Annotated in this window: 3 protein-coding genes (1 of these 3 only partly in view); all 3 read left to right on the top strand. The window is 71.2% G+C overall.

Going from position 1 to position 24,932, the window contains the following annotated elements; all coding sequences use genetic code 11:
• Tightly spaced (each overlapping or abutting the next), the 3 genes in view from NNI01S_RS34500 to NNI01S_RS33470 form a layout consistent with a single transcriptional unit that may run on beyond the window.
• On the top strand, positions 1 to 10,987 hold the 3' portion of the coding sequence (locus tag NNI01S_RS34500) for a type I polyketide synthase (protein ID WP_169812971.1). Its footprint begins 10,595 nt before the window's first position; 10,987 of the gene's 21,582 nt are visible here — the last part of the coding sequence; its start codon lies off the left edge, out of view; the stop codon is at positions 10,985 to 10,987.
• Entirely contained in the window at positions 10,984 to 23,091 is a 12,108-nt protein-coding gene (locus NNI01S_RS14620) for a thioester reductase domain-containing protein (RefSeq protein ID WP_063020647.1), read from the top strand. Before NNI01S_RS34500 ends, NNI01S_RS14620 begins: the two co-directional genes overlap by 4 nt.
• Positions 23,088 to 24,932: a thioesterase domain-containing protein gene (locus NNI01S_RS33470; protein WP_063020646.1), complete on the top strand. Its 1,845-nt coding sequence runs from the start codon at positions 23,088 to 23,090 to the stop codon at positions 24,930 to 24,932. The genes NNI01S_RS14620 and NNI01S_RS33470 overlap by 4 nt, the downstream gene beginning before the upstream one ends.

Below are 24,932 nucleotides of genomic sequence, written 5' to 3'. Positions count from 1 at the left end.
GATGGACCCGCAGCAACGCCTGCTGCTGGAAACCACCTGGGAAGCTCTGGAACGTTCCGGCCGCGCCCCCGGTGCGCTGGCGGGCAGCCGTACCGGCGTGTTCGTCGGGCTGTGCTTCAGCGAGTATCCGGCGACGCCGATCCGGGCCGTCGATCCGACCGCGATCGGGGCCTATTCGGTGATCGGTTCGGCGCCGAGCGTCGCGGCCGGTCGCCTGGCCTATGCACTCGGGCTGCAAGGCCCCGCGATGACGTTGGACACGGCGTGCTCCTCGTCGCTGGTGGCGATGCAGGCGGCCGCGGACGGGTTGCGCGCGGGCCGTTGCGATCTGGCAGTGGTGGGTGGCGTCAACCTCCAGCTGGCCGCGGAGACCACCATCGGCTTCTGCCGTCTGGCCTCGCTGTCGCCCGACGGACGGTCGCGGGCGTTCGACGCCGACGCCAACGGCTATGTTCGCGCCGACGGGTGCGGCGTGCTGGTGTTGACCCGGCTGTCGCAGGCCCGCCGGCACGGTGACCGGGTGCTGGCCGTCGTGCGTGGCGTCGCGGTGAATCACGACGGACGATCCAACGGCCTCACCGCGCCCAACGGCCCGGCTCAGCAGCGCGTTATCAGTGATGCGCTGCAGCGGGCGGGCCTGCGGCCGGAGGCGGTGGACTACGTCGAGACCCACGGGACCGGCACCCCGCTCGGTGATCCGATCGAGGCCACCGCGCTGGCCGAGGTGTACGGCGCGAGCCGTACGCACCCCCTGCTCATCGGATCGGTCAAGACAAACATCGGGCATACCGAGGCGGCGGCCGGTGTAGCGGGAGTCATCAAGGCCGTGCTCATGTTGCAGCACCGCCGGATCCCGCCGAGCCTGCACTTCCGCACACCGAACCCGCTGATCGACTGGGCCGGGCTACCGCTGGAAGTCGTGCGTGAGGCCAGGGACTGGCCGCGCACCGGCAATGAACCGGCGATCGGCATCAGCTCCTTCGGGATGAGCGGAACCAACGCGCACGTCATCGTGACCCAAGGCGACCCGGTGCAGATGCCGCGACCGGAAACACCGGGCGCGCAGGTGCTCGTCCTCTCCGCACGCGACGAAACCGCTCTCGCCGATATCGCGCGGCACTGGGCGGAGGAAATCGCCTCGGAGCGTGCCGCCTTCGGCGATCTCGCCTACACCGCCGCGACCGCGCGCACCCATTTCGACGAGCGGCTCGCGGTGGTCGCCGATACCGGCGCCGCCGCGGCACGGGAGCTGCGGGACCGGCCGCCGACCCTGATCCGCGGTCGCGCGGAGCGAACAGCACGTCCGAAGGTGGCGCTGCTGTTCACCGGGCAGGGATCGCAGTACCCCGGCATGGCCCGGGAATTGTTCGACTCCGAACCGGTCTTCCGCGACGCACTGCGGCAGTGCGACGCCGTGCTGGGGCCGATCGCGGACGGCATCGGACTGGTCGAAGCCGTCTACGGCGATCACGGGCCGGATCTGTTGCGGCGCACGGTCTTCACTCAGCCGGTGTTGTTCGCCGTCGAATGGGCGCTGTGGGAACTGTGGCGGGCATGGGGGATCAGCCCGGCCGCGGTGCTCGGGCACAGCGTCGGGGAATACGTCGCCGCCTGCGCCGCGGGCGCGATGTCCATGGAGGACGCCTTGCGGCTCGTCGCCGTACGCGGGCAGCTGATGCAGCGCCTGCCGGACGGGGGCGGGATGATGGCCCTCGACGCTCCCGCCGAACAGGTCTCGCCGCTGGTGGCACGGTACGAGCCCGAGGTGTCGATCGCGGGATACAACGGACCGGCCCAGGTGGTGGTCGCCGGACCGGAAGCCGTGCTCGACCGGTTGCGAGAAGAATTGTCGGCCAGCGGTTTCCGATCCACTGCCCTCACCGTGTCGCATGCTTTCCATTCCGCTGCGATGGATCCGATCCTCGACGACCTCGCGGTGGCGGCGGCCCGGGCGACGATGACCGATCCCTCGATTCCTCTGGTATCGAATCTCACGGGTGCGCCGCTGCGGGCGGGTGAACTGCGCCCGGAGTACTGGGTGCGGCACGCGCGTCAGCCGGTGCGGTTCGCCCAGGGGATGCGGGCCATGGCCGAGCTGGGGATCGGCGACTTCCTGGAAATCGGCCCGCAACCGACGTTGTCGACGCTCGGCGGGCGAGTGCTGAGTGACTCCGCACGGTTCGTCGCATCGCTGCGCCGCGGCCGCGGTGACCGCGAGACGATGATGACCGCGCTCGGACAGCTGTATGTCGCGGGTGTTCCGGTGGACTGGGAGCAGGTGCACCGGCCGCACGACCGGCGCCGGGTGCTCGCCCCGACGTATGCCTTCCAGCGGCAACGCTATTGGATCGAGCAGGGAGCGTTCGCGACGCCGGGCCTCTCGGCCGCAGGGCGTCCGGATGCTGCGATGCGTTCCCCAGCCGACGATGCGAGCCTCGCACCCTCGCGATCCGGGAGCTCTTCGCCACGAACCGAGGACGCGCCTTCTGCGGCTCCGGCCACCGTTGCCTCCGGGCAGCCGAGTAGTTCCATGGAGCCGAGCACGGCGGGCAGCACTTCGATGCGCGGGCCGAATGGGCTCTCGGAGCCTGGGCAGCCGGTGCGCCTCGCCCCGCTTTCTGAGCCCGCTGCCACGGCCGAGGCGTCCGTTCCGGCGCGGCTCGGCGCATCGCACGCGTCGAGCGACGCCGGCACACCGCACAGGGACCTTGCAGCGCGACCGGAAAACGCTGCGGTCCCCGCTCCCGCTGACCGGGCGACCGGTGCCGACTATCCGAATCCGTCAAGTGGGACAACGTCTTTCGACCTGATACTCGCTCCGGATTCGCCGCGCTACCTGGCCGACCATGTCGTGGATCAGTCTGTCGTCGTACCGGGTGCGTGGTTCGTAGCGTCCATCGCCGACCGGGCACGCTCGCTCGTCGCCGGTGAGGTCGTCGCGATCGACGACCTGGTGATCACCCATGGTCTCACCCTGACCGGCCCGCAATCGGTGCGAGTGGGCTTCGAGCCGACAGCCGACGGGTTGGCGGTGCGGGTGACGACCGAGGGTTCCGGCACGCACGCTCGCGCACTGGTCCGCACCGCGGCGCGCCGGATTCCGGACGGCGCCGGGCTGGCGGAGATTCTCGGCAACTGCCCGGAACACCTCGACGCGTCGACCTTCTACGAGTTGCTGGCCCGTGCGGGCCTGCCGTACGGACCGGCCTTCCGCCGGGTGGTCGACGTGCGCTTCGGCCGGCACGAATGCCTGGTCACGTTGGCGGATCCGGAGACCGGGACCGGCACCGAGACGGTGCATCCGGTGCTGCTGGACGCGGCGTTCCAAGCCACCTACGCGGCGATGTCCCCGCGCGCCGAGCAGCGGACGTGGGTGCCGTTCGCGGTGGATCAAGTGCTCGTCTCGGTTGTGGCGGGCACCGTTCGATTCGGCCATGTGCGCGTCGTCGAGCAGACGCCACAGCTGTGTGTCGCCGATGTTCGACTGCTCGATGAGGAGGGCAAGCCGGTGCTGGTCGCGAACGGATTGCGCGTGATGCCGACACCCACACCGCACTCGGGCGGGCAGTCCTCCGATGCGCCGCACGATCGGTTCCTCGCGGACACCTATCGCATGGACTGGCAGGGGACCGGGTCGCCGCTGCCCGCCTCGGCGGTCGGGCGCTGGCTGATTCTCGGCGCGTCCGGGGACTTCGCCGACAGGCTCGCCGACGCCCTACGGGCGCGCGGGGCGGAGTGTGTCCTCGCCCGGCCCGGTCACGGTTTCGCGTTCCGCGCCGACGACGAGTTCGAAGTCGACCTCGGCGTGCCCGCGGCGGTGCGCGCGCTGCTGGGCGCGGTGAGCGATGGACGCACACCGTTGCGCGGGATCGTCTCGGCGGTCGCGCTCTCGGCCGACGACGCGCCCGCGCCGGTCGTCGCCGAACGCCTGGTGGTAGGCGCTGTGCACCTCGTGCAGGCCGCGGCGTCGGCCGGGGAACCCGCGGTGTGGCTGGTCACCCGGCACGGGCAGCGGGTCGATTCCGTCGATCCGGTGGCGCCCGAGCAGTCCGCGCTGTGGGGCTTCGCCCGCACGGCGCAGCTCGAGCATCGCGAAATGGGTTGTCGGGTACTGGATCTGGATTGGTCGACCGATGCCGCAACCGCGGCCGACGCGCTCGTCGCGCCCGAGGCGCCCCGCCAGCTCGCACTGCGTCGGGGATGTCCTCTGGTGCCGCGCCTGGTGCCGGTGGAAGCCGTGCCGGACGTGTTTGCTTCCGGAGCGGGGCAGACCGTGCTCGTCACCGGTGGCCTCGGCGGGGTCGGCTTGCGGCTGGCCCGCTGGTTCGTCGACCGGGGGTGGCCGGAGCTGGTGCTCGCGGGGCGGTCGGCGCCGGACGCTCGAGCGGAGTCGGTCATCGCCGAGTTGCGGGAGCGGGGAGCCCGGATCCGGGTGCGGGCGCTCGACGTCGCTGATCGCGGCGCCGTGGCGGCCACGCTGGCTTGGATCGACCGCGAGCTGCCGCCGCTGGCCGGTGTGGTGCATCTGGCGGGGGTGCTGGACGACGGCGTGATCGCCGAGCAGACGACCACACGCGTCGGGCACGTTCTCGCACCGAAAACATTCGGGGCATGGCACCTGCACGAGCTGACCTCGGGCCGCTCCCTGCGTTTCTTCCTGCTGTTCTCCTCGGCCGCGGCGGTGGTCGGCTTGCCCGGCCAGTCGAGCTACGGCGCCGCCAACGCCTTCCTCGACGGAGTGGCCGAGTCACGCCGCGTCTCGGGCTCGTCCGCGCTGTCGATCGCGTGGGGTCCCTGGGCGGAAACCGGCATGGTCGAACGGCTCGACAACGGCGCCGTGCAGCGCTTGGCCCGCCGGGGTTACGGCATGCTGCGCCCTGCGCAGGCCCTCGACACGCTCGCCCGCCTGATCGGCTCCACCACGCCTGCGGTCACGGCGATGCCACTCGCGCTGACGGCGGTGACCGGTGCCGACGTGCCGGACGTGCTCTCGGATTCGCTGGTGCGCGTCGAAAACGAGGTCGCGACGACAAATGACACCGATCTGTCCGAGAGCATGGAGGCGCTCGTGCGGCGCTGCCTGGAGTTGGCGCCCGGCGATGATCTGGACCGGCCGCTGCACGAACTCGGCCTGGACTCGGTCGCGGCGCTCGAGATCCGCGACGAACTGTCACGCTCCAGCGGTCACCGCCTGCCCGCCACGCTGGCTTTCGAGTACCCCACCCCGCGCGCGGTGGTCGGCCTGCTGGTGCGGCTCGGCTCCGCCGGAAAGCCGTCCGCGCCGCCGTCGATCGAGAGACGTGGCGATTCCTCCGATCGGACGGCGGCGCGGACGCCCCCTGCCACGGCCCTCCCTCCGAGGACCTCGACCACATCGAACGGAGCCGTAGCCACTCGGCCGCAGACGGGCAACGGTTCCGCCGCAGCCGACGAACCCGCTGCCGATGGTGTCCCGGGGCCCGGTGACAACCCACCGGTGCACTCCGCACCGCAGCCGGTGACCCGGCCCGCTTCGGACAACTCGTTCGCGCCGCGGACCACGCCGACCGCGTCCGCCGTGCCGGGCTCCGGCCACCACACCGACGCGGTAGGGGATATCGCGATCGTGGGTGTCAGCGGGCGCTACCCGGGCGCCGACGGACTCGACGCGTACTGGCGGGTGCTGGTCGAGGGACGAGACTGCGTCACCGAGATCCCGCGGGACCGCTGGGACCACACCCGCTACTTCTTCCCGGATCGGCACAACCCGTTCACCGCCTACACCAAATGGGGCGGGTTCCTCGACGACGTCGACTGCTTCGACCCGCTGTTCTTCGCGATCTCCCCGCGCGAGGCGGAGATCTTGGACCCACAGGAGCGGCTGTTCCTGCAAACCGCATGGGCCGCATTGGAAGACGCGGGGCACTCCCGGGCCGATCTGGCGCGCGGCGGCCTGCGCCCGGAGCAGGCCGGTGTGTTCGTGGGCGTCATGTGGGGCACCTACCAGATGTTCGGGGCCGAGGAGTCCCGGCTCGGGCGCGGCACCTTGCCCGGGTCGACGTTCTGGAGCATCCCGAACCGCGTCTCCCACGCCTTGGACTTCCAAGGGCCGAGCATGGCGGTGGACACCGCCTGCTCGTCCTCGCTGACCGCGCTGCACCTGGCCTGCCAGAGCATCCGCACCGGCGAATGCAGGCTCGCGCTGGTCGGCGGGGTCAATCTGTCGCTGCACCCCTACAAGTTCGTCGCCCTCAGCCAAGGGCAGTTCGCCTCCACCGACGGCCGCTGCCGTTCCTTCGGCGCGGGCGGTGACGGGTATGTGGCCAGTGAGGGTGTCGGAGCGATGGTGCTGCGGCCGCTGGCCGACGCCGAAGCCGACGGCGACACCATCTACGGGGTCATCAAAGGTTCGGCGATCAACCATGGCGGCCGCGTCAACGGGTTCACGGTGCCCAATCCCGACGTGCAGGCGGCGGTGATCCGCTCGGCGCTGCGCGCCGGTGGGGTCGATCCGGCGTCGGTGTCCTACATCGAGGCGCACGGAACCGGCACCGCACTCGGCGATCCGATCGAAATCGCGGGCCTGGCGAAGGTTTTCGGTCGGTCGGGCCGGTCCGAGCTGCCGATCGGTTCGGTGAAGTCCAATGTCGGTCACCTCGAGGCGGCGGCCGGTGTCGCGGCGCTGACGAAGGTGCTGCTGCAATTGCGCTATCGGACCATCGTGCCGTCCCTGCACGCCACGCCGCCGAACCCGAATATCGACTTCGCGTCCACACCGTTCCGGATCCCGGGCCAGCCGCTGCCCTGGCCCGGCGGGGATCCGGCGCGGCCGCGCCGCGCGACGGTGAGTTCGTTCGGAGCGGGCGGGGCGAACGCCAACGTCGTGATCGAAGAGTACGTCGACCGCAGGCCGGAGACCCGGTTCAGCGGCGGGCAGGTCGTCCCGGTCTCCGCACGCGACGGCGAGCGCCTCGCGCAGTACGTGGCGGCACTGGACCGCTACCTCGCCGACCAACAGCCGAACCTCGCCGACCTGGCCTACACCATGCAGGCGGGCCGTCAGGCGGGCGGCGTCCGCGCCGCCTTCGTCGCCCGCGACATCGACCAGTTGCGCGCCGCGGTCCGTGCGTGGGTCGACGACGCACCCGGCGCCAGGTCGTGCCGGGACGCGGGGGAGGACTCCCGGATCGCGCGCTGGCTCGGCGGCGGCGACATCGAATGGGCTGGCGTTCGCGATCCCGGACCCCGGCGCCGTATTCCCGCGCCGACGTATCCCTTTGCACGAGAGCGGTACTGGATTCCGGACGTCGCGACGGCGCCCGGGTCCGACCCCATGCCCACCTCGCAGAGCGCGCTGCGTCCAGGACCGGATGCCGCGCCGCAGTTCGCGCCGAGTCGGCAGACCGGGCCGGGTGCTGATCCGGTGGCGCGCTCCGTCCCCCGAGAGCAGTCCACGTCCGGGCCGGACTTCACATCGCTGCCGCAACCGACGCCCAGGCAACCATCGGCGGCGAGCCCCAGCTTCGTGCCAGCGCCTACCCTGGATCCAAGGTCTACGCGCACGCCGGAAACTCCGCAATCCGCACCAGGGCAATGGTCCGGCGCAGGGCTGCCGCAACTATCGCCGGACCCGTCCGCAGCGGAATTCGGTCCGGCGCAATCTCCGTCGGCTGCGTGGCCCGCACCCGATCAGCAGCCTGCGACGACCTGGGCACCCGCCTCGCCGGAACGGCGATTGCTGGTTCCAATCTGGCGGGAAGCTCCGCTGTCCATCGGCGACCTGCGCAGTCGCCGCGCCCTGGTGGTCTACGACGCGCGCACCCCGCATGCCCTGACAGCGGCGCTGGTCGACGCTGTCGGCGACCCCGGGCGTCTGGTGCGGCTGTCGGACCTGCCGGGAGACCTGAACCGTGCCGATTTCGGTGCGGGCGCCGCTGTGGGCCGTGAGCTGGCCGCGCGCTATCCCGACACCGACTGCGTACTCGATGTGTGCGACCTGGTTCCCGCACCGGCGAGCCGGGCCACCGGCGATCTCGGCCGGATGGGGCTCTACCAGGGTGTGATCGAGGCGCGCACCGGTTCGCTCGTACTGGTGCACGCCGCCGCCGGGCATCCCGGCGCCGGCGGGCCGGAGTCGGCGCCACTGGGCGGTCTGGTCGCGGCGCTCGCCGAGGAAATCCGGGACGTGCGAACCCGCAGCGTCCACGTGGTCGCCGAGCGGGAAGCAGTGTGCGCCGATCCCGCGCGATTGCTGGCGATCCTCGGCGCGGAGTGCGCCGACGACCGCGCCCCACGGGTGCGCTACCGCGACGGAAGACGCGAAGCCGTCGAACTCGCGGACGCCACGCCGCGCGCCGGTCTCGTGGTGGATCCCGCCCGCACCTACGTGGTCACCGGCGGCACCCGCGGCATCGGCGCGGAGTTCGCGGCCGCCCTGGTCGAGCGCGGCGCGCGCCGCTTGGCCGTCCTCGGCCGTGAAACGCTGCCGCCGGAACCGGAATGGGATCGGGTCGCCGCCGGTTCCGGGCCCGTGGCCGACAAGGTGCGGCGGCTGGTCGCGTTGCGTGATCGCGGCGTCGCGGTGCGGACCTACTTCGGCAGCCTCACCGACGAGACGGCGTTGTCCGGCTTCTTCGACCGCGTGCGGCGCGAGCTGGGCCCGATCGGTGGCGTGCTGCACTGCGCGGGCAGCGTTTCGAGCGAGAGTCCGGCGTTCGTGCGCAAGAGCGGACCCGCCGTCGCGACCGTCCTCGAACCGAAGCTGGCGGGCACGGCCGTCCTCGCCGATGTACTGTCCGCCGACCGTCCGGATTTCTTCGTGTTGTTCTCGTCGGTGTCGGCGGTGCTGCCCGGTTTGGCGGTGGGCCTGTCGGACTACGCGATGGCCAACGCGCACCTCGACCGCTTCGCCGAAGCCCAGCACGCCTCGGGTCGACCCTGGTTCCGGTCGATCAACTGGCCCTCGTTCCGCGGCACCGGTTTCGGTGAGGTGACCAGCGCGGCCTACCGGGCCACCGGCCTTCCCGCCCTGAGTGCCGCGGAGGGGTTCGAGCTGCTCGACGCGGCACTGGGGGTGCACGCACCGGTGGTGTTGCCCTACCACGGTGCGGCACTGCACCTTTCGACGCGCACGCACCGACCGGCACCGGAGGTGGCGTCGGCACCGGCCGCACGGCCCGCGCCGGTGAACGGTTCCGCGGCGGCGTATCAGGAATTGCTGCGAATCTTCTCCGACGAGCTGAAACTGGCCCCGGCCCGCTTCGAGGGCGACAAACGATTCGAGGAATACGGCGCGGATTCGGTGCTGATCGCCTCGGCGGTACGCCGGATCGAGCAGGTCGTCGAAGCGCCCTTCGATCCGGCGCTGGTGCTGGAGTTCCCGACGCTGGACGCTTTGGCGGGTCTGTTGACCGAGCAGTTCCCGGAACGTTTCGCGCCCGAAGCGCCACCGGATCCACCGGCCGATCCGCAGCCCGCACCGGATGATCGACCGCGCGCACCGCAGCCTCGGGCGCCCCAGCCCAGCGTGGCCACCTGGGCCGCCGATGCCCGCCGCGGCCGGGCGGCCGAGCCGATCGCCGTGATCGGCATCGGTTGCCGCCTGCCCGGCGGCGACACACCGGAAGCGTTCTGGCGCCTGCTCGCAGCAGGGGAATCCGGTATCCGCGAGGTGGACCCGGCTCGCTGGGATCCCGCGCGGTATTACCGCCCGGCCGGCGGGCCCGGGCTGACCAACAGCAAATGGGGCGGGTTCGTCGACGGCGTCGACCTGTTCGACCCGGAGTATTTCGGGGTCACCGACGACTTGGCCTGGCAGATGGACCCGTTGCAGCGGCTGCTGCTCGAAACGTCCGTGCTGGCCACCACCGACGCCGGATACCGGCGCGAGGAATTGGCGGGCAAGCGGGTCGGCGTCTACGCGGGCAGCCGGACAGCGAACTACTTCCACCGGATCCCGGTCCCGGACCGCCACACCGTCATCGGCATCGGCCAGAACTTCATCGCCGCGCGCATCTCCGACTATTTCGACTGGCACGCGGGCAATGTCGTGCTCGACAGCGCGTGCTCGTCGTCGTTGCTGTCGGTGCATCTGGCCTGCCAGGCGCTGCGGGCGGGCGAGGTCGACGCCGCGCTGGCCGGCGGTGTGGAGGTGCTGCTCGACGAGATGCCGTTCGTCACCCTCTCGGCGGCGGGCGTGCTCTCGCCGCACGGACGATGTGCGACGTTCTCCGAGGACGCCGATGGTTTCGTGCCCGGCGAGGGCGCGGCGCTGCTGCTGCTCAAGCGGCTCGACGACGCGCTGGCCGACGGCGATCGGATCTATTCGGTGCTGCGCGGCTCGGCGATCGGCAACGACGGGCACACCATGGGGATCACGACACCGAACATGCGGGCGCAGATCGAGGTGGTCACCGCGGCACTCGAGGTGGCGGGCATGTCGCCGGACGCGCTGTCGTATCTGGAAGCGCACGGCACCGGCACCATGATCGGCGACCCCATCGAACTGAAGGGATTGGCGACCGTGCTGGGCGACCGGTCGCGCGGTCCGGAGCCGTGCGCGGTCGGCAGCGTGAAAACCAATATCGGCCATCTGCTCTCCGCCGCGGGCATCGCCGGGGCGGTCAAGACGATCCTGGCCGTGCATCATGCGGCGCTGCCGCCGTCGCTGCACTGCGACAACCTCAATCCGCGTTTCAAGTTCACCGGATCGCCGCTGCAGGTCAACCGGGAACTGCGCCCGTGGCGGCCGGCCGACGGCAGGCCCCGCGCGGCGGGCGTCAGCTCGTTCGGCTTCGGGGGCACCAACGCCCATCTCGTCGTCGAGCAGGCGCCCGACGGGCACCGGCCTACGCGCCGCCCCCTGGATCCACCCGCATTCCGCAAGAGGAGCTTCATGCTGCCGAAAACGGTTCCCAGTACATCGACGGAGCCCGCGCCGCGGATCGTGGTGCCGATGACGCCCAGCGCACCCGCGCCGTCGTTCCTCCGCGTGGAGCCGCTGCGATGAGCGGGATCGACCTGGACAGCTTCGCCACCACCCTGCGAGCCGAGGACCCGGTGGTGCGTGACCACCGGGTGCACGGTGTGCGGATTCTGCCGGGCGTGGTGTATCTCGACATGATCCTGCGGGCGGCGATGACGGCGGGCTACCGGCCCGGCGACCTGACGATCCGGGAAGCGTTGTTCCAGCGTCCGGTCGCCCTCGCCGAGGACGGCGCGGCGCGCATCGCGTTCCGAGTCGATCGCCCGACCGGCCGCGTCGCCATCGATGTGCAGCGCTTGGACGCTGCGGGAGCGCCGGTCGGAGTGACCGAGCCGGTTGCGGAATGCGTTGTGATGCACGTCGTTTCGCCGGACGAGCCGCACGGGATCGATGTCACCGGTTTCCGGGCGTCGGCGCAGGCGCGCGGTCTGGCCGAGATGTATGCCCAGAGCGGTAGCCGGGGTATCGAGCACCGGGCCTTCATGCGCGCCACCGGGCATTTCGCCCGCCGCGACGACGTGGTCACCGCGACACTGGGCCTCGGACCCGAGGCGGCCGCGCATCTGCCCGGCTTCCTGCTTCATCCCACCTTCTTGGACGCCTCCACGATCGTGCCGTTCATCGACCCGCACCGGCTCGGTGTGGACGACGACAGCGCGTTCATTCCGATCTACTTCGGAGATGTCCGCGCCTGGCGGGCCACCCCCGAAGAGGTCTTCGTACGGGCCGCGGTCCGCGGCGGGCACGGTGGAGATCTCCTCGAAGCCGATGTAGCGCTCTACGCTCCGGACGGGTCACCGGTGGCGCGGTATCGGCTGACGTCCAAGCGTGTGCGAGGCAGCGCGGACATCCAGCGGTTGCTGACCCGGCCGGAGGCCGCCTCGCCGCCACCACCGGCCTCGCCCCCTCCTGCGGCCCCGCCCATCCCCGTGGGCCACACCCCCAGCGACCCGCGTGCGGTAATCATCGCCGACTTGGCTGCTCTCGTCGCGGGCGGAATCGGCGCCGACCCCGTCGGCATCGCGACCGACGTGGGCTTCTACGAGCTCGGCCTGGATTCCGGTCGCCTGCTGCGGTTGACCGCGGAACTGGAGGCGCGGGTCGGTGAGCCGCTCTATCCGACGTTGCTGTTCGAGTACCAGACCATCGAGGCGCTCGCCGGGCACCTCTCCGAGAAAGTCGGCGCGAACTACCGGCCGGGTGACACCGCCGTCAGCCCGGCGGCGCAGGTTCGAGTGGATGCTCGATCCGATTCCAGCGCACCGCCACCGATTACCAGCGCACAGCCGACAGAAGCGGTCGCAATCCCCGCGGCATCCGTGGCCGACGACCTGATCACCTTCGGATTCGACTGGGAGCCCGATCTCACCCCGCACGCACGTCACGAACCGGCCGCCCTGCTCGTCTTCGACAGCCCCGATCACCCTTACCCGCAGGGCCCGGCCACGGTCGTCCGCGTTCGCCCGGGCAACGAGTTCCTGTCGGAAGCAGACCAGTTCGTAGTCGACCCGGCGAACGCACAGCACATGCAGCGCCTGATCGCCGCTCTGGTCTCCCGCCGGGTGCGCTTCGACGCCGCGTTGTACCTGTGGCCCGAAGCGGCGCCGGACGCCGACCCGCAGTATGTGATCGAGCGGGTGTACCTGCCGCTGCGCGATCTGCTGCGCGCGATCGCGGCGGTGCCCGAACCGCCGGTGCGCCGGGTCCTCGCTGTCACGCCCGCCACCCCCGCGGGCGAATCGATTTGCGCCCTTCTGGGCGGTTCGGCGCGCACACTGCGGCTCGAGCAGCCGTATCCGATTCTCCGGGCTGTCCAGCGCGACCCTGCCGGTGCGATCGAGGACATCGTGGCCACCGAACTCGGCGTCGACGAACGCGACACCGCCACCGAGATCCGCTATCACGGCGGGCGACGCCAGGTCCGCCGGGCACGGCTGTTCAGCGACGCCACGCCGGGCTCCGGCGACGCGGTGCTGCGCCCGGGTTCGGTTGTCGTGATCACCGGAGGGTTCGGCGGAATTGGGCAGCAGCTGGCCCGCCGCCTCGCCGCCGAGTACGGCGCCCGGCTGGTGCTGGTGTCGCGCCGTGCGCTCGACGCGGCGGCTGCCGCCCTGCTCGCCGAACTGGGCGAGCTGGGCGCGGAGGCCGTGCACGTGCGCGCCGACGTGTCGGTGACCGCGGACGCCGAGCGGGTCGCCGCGATCGCCCACGCCACCTTCGGGCCGGTCGAGGTGCTCTATCACGGTGCGGGACAGCTGCGCGACGGACTGCTGGCGGGCACCGGCCGCGACGATGCGAGATCCGTGCTGGCGCCGAAGGTCTACGGTGTCGCGCATTTGACGCGGGCGCTGCCGGAGGTCCGCTTGACGGTGTTGTTCTCCTCGGTCTCCGCGGTGCTGGGCAATCCAGGGCAAGCCGATTACGCGGCGGCCAACCGCTACCTGGACGTCGTCGCCGAACAGCGCGATCGAGCCGGGAGCAGGACCGTCAGCGTCGGCTGGCCGTTGTGGGCCGAGGGCGGGATGCGCCCGCCCGCCGAACAGATCACCGCGCTGCGGCGGGCCGGTGCGGGACTGCTGCCGACCGCGGCCGGTCTGGATCTGCTGTTGTCCTGCGCCACACTGAACCGCGCGCAGCTGGCCGCGGTCTGGGGCGAGCCCGAAGCGCTGCGAGCTCGGCTGCAACCGGCAGCCGCACCGCCGACCGTCTCCGCCGCCGATCCTTCGCCTGCCGGGCATCGCCCGTCTGCCGACGAGCCCATCGCGGTCGTCGGGATCAGTGGTCGCTACCCGGGCGCGGAGGACATCGAGGAGTTCTGGCGCAACCTGCGCGACGGACACGACGCGGTCGGCCCCGTCCCGGCCGAACGCTGGTGGCTCACCGCCGTCCGGGACGCGCCCGGCGCGCCCCCGATGATCGGCGGATTCCTCCGCGACGTAGGCGGTTTCGACCCACAGTTCTTCCGCATCCCGCCGGTCCAGGCGCCGCTGCTGGACCCGCAGGAGCGGCTGTTCCTGCAGCAGGCGTACGCGGCGCTGGAGCACGCCGGCTATCACCACACCGACCCGGCCGTGCGGGACCGCCGCGTCGGCGTGTTCGTGGGCGCCACCTGGAGCGACTACCGGCTGCTCGGGGTGGCGGCCAGCCGCGAGGGCGATCCGGTCGCGGTGGCCTCGATTCCGTCGTCCATCGCCAACCGCACCTCCTATACCCTCGGCCTGCGCGGGCCGAGCCTGACCGTGGACACCGCGTGCTCGGCGTCGTTGACCGCGCTGCATCTGGCGCGGCGCAGCCTGCTCGACGGCGAATGCGACGCAGCGCTGGTGGGCGGGGTGAATCTGCTGCTCCACGAGGACAAATTCCTGCTGCTGCACAGCCTGGGCATGATGTCCGGCACCGGACGGTGCCGTCCCTTCGCCGCCGCGGCCGACGGTTACGTGCCCGGCGAAGGAGTCGGCGCGCTGTATCTGAAACCGCTGTCGGCCGCCCGCGCCGACGGTGACACCATTCACGGGCTGATCCTCGGCAGCGCGATCAACCACGGCGGCCAGACGTCCGGATACAGCGTGCCGCATCCCGGCGCGCAGGCCGAGGTGATCGGCGAGGCCCTGCGCGCCGCCGGGGTCGACCCGGCCGCGATCGACTACCTCGAGGCCCACGGCACCGGGACACCGCTCGGTGACCCGATCGAAATCGCCGGGCTGGCCTCCGCTTTCGGTAGATCACCCGAGGCCGGGCGCTCCCGCGCCCTCGGGTCGACGAAGTCCAACATCGGCCATCTGGAAGCGGCCGCCGGCGTCGCGGGCCTGACCCGGGTGCTGCTGCAGATGCGCCACGGCCGGATCGCGCCGACGCTGCACGCCGCACAGGCCAATCCGGCCATCGCGTTCAACTCGGTGCCGTTCCACCTGCCGCGCGACGCGGAGGACTGGCCGCGCCGCACCGTCGACGGCGTCGCCGCGGCGCGGCACGCGGGCATCAGCGCGTTCGGCGCGGGCGGCGCCAACGCCCACGTGGTGGTGGCCGAATACCTCGAGGAGCGAGTGCCCTCGGCCGGAACGGGTGAACCCGAGATCTTCGTGCTGTCGGCGCGCACTCCGGAGCGACTGCACCGCTACGCCGAGATCATGGCCGGGCACTTCCGCACCCTCGATCCCGCGGATTTCCACGACGCGGTGCGCACCCTGCAGGTGGGCAGACCCGCGCTGGCTCACCGCCTGGCGGTGGTCGCGTCCGCACCGATCGAGGTGGCCGACGCGCTCGACCAGTTCCGCACCGACCAGCTCGGTCCCGTGGTCACCGGCACCGTCGACGCGCAGACCCGGCCGCCGCTTTCCGCGCCCGCCGCCGACCACCAGGAGCTGGCCCGCCAGTGGGTCGCGGGCGCCGAAGTCGATTGGCGCGGACGCGGCGGGCCGCGACGTCGAATCCCGTTGCCGGGCTATCCCTTCGAGCGCACCGACTACTGGATCAGCACACCGCCGAGCTCCGGTTTCGACGCCGTGGTGGAGCGGTTCGAGGCGGCCGTCCAGCCCGCGGGCGTCGTGGAGCCGGGCAAGGCCGAACTCGGCCGCTACGCGGCGATGCGACTGTTCGCCACGCTCGCCGGCATGGGACTCACGCCGGGAGAGTGGACCGCGCGATCACTGGACGCGCGCCTGGGTCTACGACCGGAGTTCGACCGGCTGCGCACCAGCTGCCTGGACATCCTGCGACGACACGACCTCGTGCGCTCGCAGGACGGCCGGATCGTGGTGCCCGGCCCGCCGCCCGGAACCAGCGGAATGCGCGCCGACCTGCTCGCGCGCTTCCCGCAAACCCAGCCGTACGTGACCTTGCTGGACGCCTGCCTGGCCGCGTATCCGCGCGTGCTGCGCGGCGAGTTGTCCGCCACGGAGGTGCTGTTCCCCGGCGGGGATCTCGAACTGGTGGGCGCGATCTACCGGGGCAACGCCGCCTACGATTTCACCAACGGCTTGCTCGCCGCCTTGGTGTCGGCGGCAGCGCGGCAAGCGGGCCGGACGCGGCCGCTGCGGATCATCGAAATCGGTGCGGGGACCGGCGGTTCCACGCACGCGGTGCTCGACGCGCTCACCGAGCGCGGGATCGCGTTCGACTATCACTACACCGATGTGTCGCACAGTTTCGTCGCGCATGGGCGGCGCACCTTCGGCACACGCGACAACTTGCGTTTCGCGGTACTTGACATCGAAGCCGATCCCGTCGCGCAGGGATTTCCGGCGCACGAAGCCGATCTGGTGCTCTGCGCCAACGTTCTGCATGCGACGCGGTCGATCGATGCGACACTGCGCAACGTCCAGCGGCTGCTCGCACCCGGCGGCGTGCTCGCGTGCACGGAGGCGACCACCGACCTCGAGGTTCTCGCGCTGACCTTCGGGTTGCTGGAAGGCTGGCACGCCTACCGCGATCCCGAGGCGCGTATTCCGCACTCCCCGTTGCTGTCCGAGCCGCAGTGGCGGGCGGCGCTGACCGCGGCGGGTTTCACCGGGGTACGCGCGTGGGGGCCCGGCCTGTCCACGGATCCGGAGCCCAGTTTCCGGTTGCTGGCCGCGGTCGGCAGCACCGTGCCCGCCCCCGCGCTGTCCCAACCTGCGGACGCTGCCGCCGAGCAGTCCGAATCCGCGGTCGCCGCCGGTGCGCCGCTCCAACCCACGGGCGCCGTCGAGCCGACCGCCGCCGCGCGTCCCACGGTCGCCGTCGGGCCGACCCTCGATTCACGACTCCACCCGGCGGAAGCCGCCCAACCAGCGGCCGTTGCGCGGACCGAACCCGCAGTCGCGGGACATCCCGCCACGGTGACCGCACCCTCGCGGCCCGGCTCCGCCCCGGCACTCGAAGCCGAACTCGCCGCCATCGTCGCCGATGGACTCGGCGTGGCGCGCAGCGAGGTGCGTGCGGAACTGCCGCTGTCGGAGTACGGGGTGGACTCCATTCTCGCGGTGAAGATCATCGACCGGGTCAACGCGCGCTACGGCTTGGCGCTGCGTCCCACGGTGGTGTTCGACCATCCGTCGGTGCGGCTGCTCAGCGCTCGCATGGCAGCGGAGGGCGCCGAGGCGACGAGCGCGTCGGCGACTCCAGCGCCCGCCCCGGCATCTTCCATCTCGAACGTGCCGACGCCCGGCACCCGAACCGCCGCCGCGCAGACCGCGCGGCCCAGCGAGAGGTCAGCATCGATGGACGTCGCCATCATCGGCATGTCCGGGCAGTTCCCGGGCGCGGCGAACCTGGAGGAGTTCTGGCGCAACCTCGCCGCCGGGCACGACGCGGTGACCGAGATCCCCGCGACGCGCTGGCCGATCGCCGGCCACTTCCGGCCAGGACCGGCCACACCGGGCAAGACCTACTCCAAGTGGGGCGGCTTCCTCGACGGCGTCGAGCAGTTCGATCCGGCGTTCTTCGACCTGGTGCCCGCCGAAGCCGACTACATGGACCCACAGCAGCGGCTGTTCCTCGAGCACAGCTGGCTGGCCCTGGAAGACGCCGCCATCGACCCGAAAACGTTGCGGCGCAGCCGGTGCGGTGTGTTCGCGGGATCGCCGGGGTCGGACTACGCCACCCTGCTGCGCAACCGTGGAACGGTCGGCTCCCATCATCTGTTCACCGGCAACAGCCCGGCCGTCCTGCCCGCCCGGGTGGCCTATCACCTGGATCTCACCGGTCCCTGTCTCGGGCTGGACACCGCGTGTTCCTCGGCGTTGGTCGCGTTGCACCAGGCCTGCCGCAGCCTCGCCTCCGGTGAGTCGGAACTCGCGCTGGCCGGGGGTGTCGCGGTGTTCGTCACGCCCGAATATCACCTGCTCGCCTCGTCGATGGGCATGCTGTCGCCGCGGGGGCGGTGCGCGAGCTTCGACGCGGGCGCCGACGGTTTCGTGATCGCCGAGGGCGTCGGTGTGGTCGTGCTCAAGCCGCTGGCCGCAGCCGAACGCGACGGCGACCCGATCCACGGGGTGATCCGCGGGATCGGCATCAACCACGACGGCCGCACCAACGGCATCACCGCGCCGAGCGTGCGCGCGCAGACCGAGCTGGAACTGGCGGTGTACCGCAACGGCGGGATCGATCCGTCCACCATCGGTTACGTCGAAACACACGGCACGGGAACGCGATTGGGAGATCCGATCGAGATCGAGGCGCTCACCGCCGCCTTCCGGCACTACACCGGTGCGGTCGGCGCCATTCCGGTGGGATCGGTGAAATCCAATATCGGGCACGCCTCACACGCCGCCGGTATGGCCAGCCTGTTCAAGGTGCTGCTGGCGATGCGCGCCGCACAGCTGCCGCCGTCGCTGCACGTCGAAGCGGTGAACCCGCTGCTGCGCCTCGAGGAATCGCCGTTCTTCGTCAACACCGGACTGCGCGCCTGGGATGGTTCGCCACGGCGAGCCGCGATCAGTTCTTTCGGATTCAGCGGCACCAACGCCCACCTGGTGGTCGACGACGCCCCGGCCGTGGCAGCCGCCCGGCCCGCGATGCCGGGGGCACCGCAGGTCATCGTGCTCTCCGCGCGCAGCACGACGAGCCTGGCCCGGATGGCACGCGCTCTGCGCCGGTATCTGTCCGCGCATCCGGATGTAGTGCTCGCGGATGTCGCGCGCACGCTGGCGTTCGGGCGCAGCGGCTTCGAGCATCGCCTCGCGGTGGTCGGGGACACCGTGGACGCCGTCGCGGCCCGGCTCGCCGCCTTCGCCGAGGGCGATCGGCCCGCCGGTGTCTTCACCGGCACGATCGACACCCCGGTTGCGGACCGAACCGCAGCCACCGTGCTGAACGATCCGGCAGCGGCGGCACAGGCGTGGGTCGAGGGTGGGCGTGTGGAGTACGTGGGCTGGATCGATCCGCTCGCGCGCCGCATCCACCTGCCCGGATACGAGTTCGACCGGGAACGGTGCTGGGCGCCGGAGGTGGGTGCGCCTTCGTCCACGGAGGCCGCTGAGGTCGGGCGCTCGCCGCGAGGCGTCTTCCAACCGGCCGGCAGTGAAGCTCCGGCTCTCGGCGCACGACGTGGAGCAATCCCGTCGACCGACTCCGTACCGCGAGAGCTGCGTGCGTCCGACACCGCCGACACGATGCTTCCCGCCCCGCCCACGGTCGATCCGGTGCCCGAAAGCTCCTCGGCACGCTCGGAATCCGCCGCAGGGACACCCGCTGCGCCTCACGCCGGCGCGCTCCGCGACATCACCGACCGCGCGGCTGATGGACTCGCGGCTCCTGATGCCGCGCCGCGCGGTTCCGTACCCTTGCGCGAGTCCGCCGAGACCTACCTCAAAGGTCTGCTCGCCGAATACTGCCGACTCGACCCGCAACGGATCCGCACCCGCATCCCGTTGCAGGATTACGGCATCGACTCGGTCCTCATCAGCAAGATGAACGACCGGCTGGAAACCGATTTCGGCCCGCTGCCGAGCACCTTGTTCTTCGAATACCAGACCGTCCGCGACCTCGCGGGGTATCTCGCCGACGAGCACGCGCCGCGACTGGCCGTGCTCACCGATTCGACACCCGAGACGACCTCCTCCGGCGACGTCGTCGCGGCCGAGCACACGACGGCCTCCTCGAACTCCGCCGAGCCCGTTCTCGGCCGGGTCGACGACGCCGAGGACATCGCCGTCATCGGTATGGCGGGCAAGTTCCCGATGGCGGGAGACATCGAGCAGTTCTGGGCCAACTTGGTCGCCGGGCGCGATTGCATCGTCGAGGTCCCACCGCAACGCTGGGACCATCGCGAATACCTCTCCGACGACCCGGACGAACCCGGCACCACCTATGCGCGCTGGGGCGGGTTCCTCGACGACGTGGACAAGTTCGACGCCCGCTTCTTCGGCATCACCCCCAAGGACGCCGAGGAGATGGATCCGCAGCAACGGCTGTTCCTGGAAACCTCGTGGGCCGCTCTGGAAGACGCGGGCTACTCGCCGGATCGTGTGCGCCGCAGCGCCGCGGCCCGCGACCTGCCCGACGCCGGAGTCTTCGCCGGGGTGGGTTACGCCGAATACCAGGCGTTCGTCGGTGTGCCGATCTCAGGATATTTCGCGGTGGCGAACCGGGTCTCCTACCACCTCGGCTTCACCGGCCCCAGTCTCGCGGTCGACACCGCGTGCTCGGCATCGCTGACCGCGCTGCATCTGGCATGCGAGAGCCTGCGCCGCGGCGAAGCGGCCTACGCGCTGGCCGGCGGGGTGAACGTGTCGATCCACCCCGGCAAATACCTGCTGCTGGGTTACGGCCGCTGGGCCTCCACCGACGGTCGCTGCCGATCGTTCGGCGCGGGCGGCGACGGCTACGTGCCGGGCGAGGGTGTGGTCACGCTCGTGCTCAAACCGCTGCGCCACGCCATCGCCGACGGTGACCGAATCCACGGCGTGATCCGGGGCAGCACAGTCAATCACGGCGGACGCACCAACGGTTTCACCGTCCCCAACCCCGTCGCCCAAACCGACCTCATCGGCCGGGCGCTGACCGCGGCGCGTGTCGAGGCGGGCGACATCGGTTATGTGGAGGCCCACGGCACCGGCACCGCTCTGGGCGATCCCATCGAGATCGCGGCGCTGACCAAGGCCTACCGCCGCTCGACGGCCGAGCGCGGTTACTGCGGCATCGGCTCGGCGAAATCCAGCGTCGGGCATCTGGAGGCAGCGGCGGGCGCGGCGGGCGTGGTGAAAGCACTGCTGCAACTGCGCCACGACACCATCGCGCCGAACCTGCACAGCGACCCGCCGAACCCGGGAATCGACTTCGCGGCGACCCCCTTCCGGGTCATCGATCGGCCCACCCCCTGGCCGCGACCCGGCGACGGCAAGCCCCGGGTCACCGCCGTCAGCTCGTTCGGGGCGGGCGGATCCAACGCCCACCTGATCCTCACCGATGCCGAGCCCGTCGACCCGACCCCCGAAGACGGACGACCGAGGATCGTGGTGCTGTCGGCACGCGACGCCGACCGGCTCGCGGAGCTGGCCGCCCGCACCGCCGCGCGGCTGCGTGAGAACCCCATGCCGCTGCCCGACGTGGCGTGGACGCTGGCGGTCGGCCGGGCCACGTTCGACCATCGTCTCGCGGTGGTCGCCACCTCCACTGCCGAACTGGTCGCCTTGCTCGACAGCACCACCGACGCCGGCGCCCCGGCACCGGCCGAAGGCCTGCTGGTCTTCCACGGCGTGGCCCGCACCCACCGCGACCTCGACGAACTGCCCGGCGAGTCGGACGCCGACCGCGCCGAAGTGCGGGCGCTGCTGCGCTCGGGGAACCTGCCGCGAGTGGCCGAGCTGTGGGCCGGCGGATGGACCGTGGACTGGGAACAGGGCTATGCGAAGCCCTTCGGCCGGATCGTCGGCCTGCCCGGTTATCCGTTCGCGCGGCGCAGGTACTGGATCGTGCCCGAGGACTACCGCCGCCGCACGCACCCGGCGCCGCAGGTGGTCGCGAAGACGGTGGTCGCGCAGGAAGCCGAACCGCCGCAGGCGCAGCAGCGCAACGGGCATGCCACCAACGGCGCCGCACCGCAGGACATCCCCGGCGAATCGGTCGAGCCACCAGTGGTCGTCGCCCCCGAACCGGTCGTCACCGACCCGGCCGCCGACGGATCCGACAGCGCGTTGCGTGATCGACTCGCCGAGCACATCCGCGAGATCTTCGCCGATCTGACCAAGACCGACCCGGCCGATCTCGACCTCGACGCGGAATTCGCCGATTTCGGTTTCGACTCGGTGGCGACCGTCCGGATGCTCAACCGCCTGATGAAGCACTACGACGTCAAGATCCCCGCGGAGTCGACCGAGCTGCACCCGACCATCGCGTCGCTGTCGCGCTACCTGGTGGCCGAAGGCATCATCACCGGGGCGGCGCAGGAACAGGGGCCGCGTCCCACCTCGGTCGCCGCGGCCACGGCTGCTCAACAGGACATCCCCGTGGTGACCATGGACGCCCCGATCCCGGTGCGATCGGTGTTCATCACCGGCGTAACCGGTGTGCTGGGCGGCAAGCTGCTGCACGATCTGCTGACCCGCACCGACGCGCGGGTGACCTGCCTGGTGCGCGGCAAGACCGTGGCCGCGGCCGAGCGCCGGATCAAGCACTTCCTGAGCACCTACGATCCGGACGCGACCCTCGACGAGGCGTTCGCCGAGCGCGTCACCACGGTGCTCGGCGACGTAGCCGATGAGCGTCTGGGCCTGGACGAGGTCACCTGGCGGCGCCTGGCCGACGACGTGGACCTGACCATCCACGCCGCGGGCCGCACCACCTTGGTCACCTTCTACGACGCGCTGGCCCCGATCAACGTCGAAGGAACCCGTCGCGCAGTGGAATTCGCGCTGCGCTCGCGCGGCAGATACCTGGTGTACGTGTCCAGCTTCAGCGCGCTGGGCGACCGGCTCAACTTCAACAACCCGCCGTTCACCGAGCGTGACCTGGAACTGGGCCAGGGCTACGACCATCTGCCCTATCAGCAGACGAAGTACGAGTCGGAGAAGCTCATCCGGGCGGCGAGCGAGCGTGGGCTGCTGTGGGACATCGTGCGCCCCGGCAACATCATGGGCGACAGCCGCACCGGCCGCTACCCGTTCTCCGAGGTCAGCGTCAAAGGCGCGTACTACGACATCCTCAAGACGATGATCGAGACCGGCGAGACGATGCTGACGCCGGTGCACTGGGATATCACCCCGGTCGACTACGTCAGCGCCGCGATCGTGCACATCGCCACGCAGCGTCCCACCTATCGCGAGACCTACCATCTGACCAATCCGGACATCCGCCGCTACTACGACGTGGTGCGCTATGTCCAGCGCGCCGGGTACGAGGTGGATCTGGTGCCGCTCGAGGAATTCCACCGCAGGGCCACCGACCGCCAGATCTACCGGCTGGGCACCGACGAGGTCTACGACAGCCAGACCCTCGAGATGTTCAAGTACGGCATCGAGCTTTTCGGCACGATCCACTACGAGGAGAGCTCTTACGCCGACTGTGCCTACACCCGGCGGGTGCTCGGCGCGGCGGGCATCGACTGCCCGCCGACCGAGGACTTGGTGCGGATGTACCTGGCACACTGCGCCGAGGTGGGCTACATCCCCGCGCCGCGTGGCGCCGAGCCGACCGCGGAGGTGCTGCGATGAGCGCCGAGTACACGGTCGTGTTCCCGGGCCAAGGCGCTCAGCGCACCGGCATGGGGGCCGACTTCTGCGCCGAGTTCCCCCTCGCACGGGACGCCTTCGCCGAGGCGAGCGACGCGGTGAGCGAGGACCTGCTGCGGATCTGCACCGAACGGGATCCGCGACTGCATCGCACCGAGTACACCCAGCCGTGTGTGCTGACCATGGAGATCGCCGCCTACCGGGTGCTGGTGACCGAATTCGGCGGTCGGGCGGCAACTTTCGGCGGGCACAGTCTCGGCGAGTACGCCGCGCTGGTCGCGGCGGGCGTCATCGAACTCGCCGACGCAGTCCGGCTGGTGCGCACACGCGGCGCGCTGATGCAGCGCGCGGTGCCGGAGGGCGCGGGTGCGATGGCCGCGCTGATCCTGCCGGACATCGCCGGCTGCGGGGTGGCCGAACTGGTGGCCGAGGCAGGCGCCGAGGTGGCCAACGACAATTCGACCGACCAGCTGGTCATCAGTGGTGAACGTGACGCGGTCGCGGCCGCGCGCGCCGTGCTCGTCGAACGTCATCCGGATCTGCGGTTCGTCCCGCTGCGGGTGAGCGCGCCGTTCCATTCCCGCTGGATGCGCGGCATCGAGGGCGAATTCGCCGCACACCTCGCCGACTGTGCGCCGCGGCTGCGCGCCGACCGCGCGGTCACGGTGACCTCGAACTACACCGGGGAGTTCCACCGGCCCGAGACCCTCGTCGAGCATCTGGTCCGCCAGATCTCCGCACCGGTGCGCTGGACCGCGAACATGCGCGCACTACTGCGCGCGGGCACACCACGCTACGAGGTCGGCCCATCGGCGCCGCTGTCGAAATTCTTCGCGACGCTGGGCGCCCCGGTGACCCGGATCGCGACAGTGGGTGATCTGCGGGCCTTACTCGAGGGATCGGCCGCGGCAACCGTCGGCGCCACGGTTCTTCCGAGTTCGGCGGCATCGTCGGCCGTCCCCGGATCTGGAAGCGCCACCGGCGACACAGCTTCCGCGTTGGCCACCGCCGGCCCGGAACCCGCTGGGGTAGCGACCGCCGCAGCCGTCCGCGCCGCACCCCAACCGACCGACACGGGTGGGCTGACCATCCACCGCAAGACCGCGGGCGCCCCGGCCCTGCGGTTGTTCTGCTGGCCGTTCGCCGGCGGCAAAGCCGCCGCCTACACCCCGTGGCGGCACGGCCTGCCCGACTGGGTGGAGCTGTGCCCGATCGAGTTGCCCGCGCGGCAACGGCATCTGGCGCAGACCCCGATCCGCCGCTTCGCCGACCTCGTCGACGTCGCGCTGGCACGGGTCCTGCCGCTGACCGATCTGCCGTTCGCCTTCTTCGGCCACAGTCTCGGCGCGCTGGCCGCCTACGAGGTCGCCCGCCGCCTGCCGTCGGGGATCGCGCCGCGTGCGCTGTTCCTCGGCGGCGCGGTGGCTCCGCACCTGCCGCGGCCGGGTCGGTTGTCGCAGTTGCCGGATCACGAGTTCACCGCGGCGGTCGCCCATTACGGCGGGATCCCGCCGGAGGTGCGCGAGACCCCGGAGGTGATGGCGCTGTTCCTGCCCGCCCTGCGCAGCGACTTCGAGATCTTCGACGACTACCGGTTCACCCCCGCCGCCGCGCCCGCGTGCGCGGCGCATCTGTTCGGCGGCCGCGAAGACCGCCAGGTGGCGGTCACCCAGCTGGAGGCCTGGCGTGACGTCCTGCCGGGGCTGCGCTCCACCGAGTTGCTGCCCGGCGGTCATTTCTTTCTCGTCGAGCAGCGCGCCGCGCTGCTCGGCTCGCTCGCGGACAAGCTCGCCGCTGTCCGCCCCGACGCGGTATCCGCCTGA

Origin of the sequence: Nocardia niwae NBRC 108934 = DSM 45340 (assembly GCF_001613465.1) — a bacterium.
Classification (GTDB): Bacteria; Actinomycetota; Actinomycetes; order Mycobacteriales; family Mycobacteriaceae; genus Nocardia; species Nocardia niwae.
Note: the sequence above shows the minus strand (reverse complement) of the source record. Positions and strands in the feature narration are given on the sequence as shown.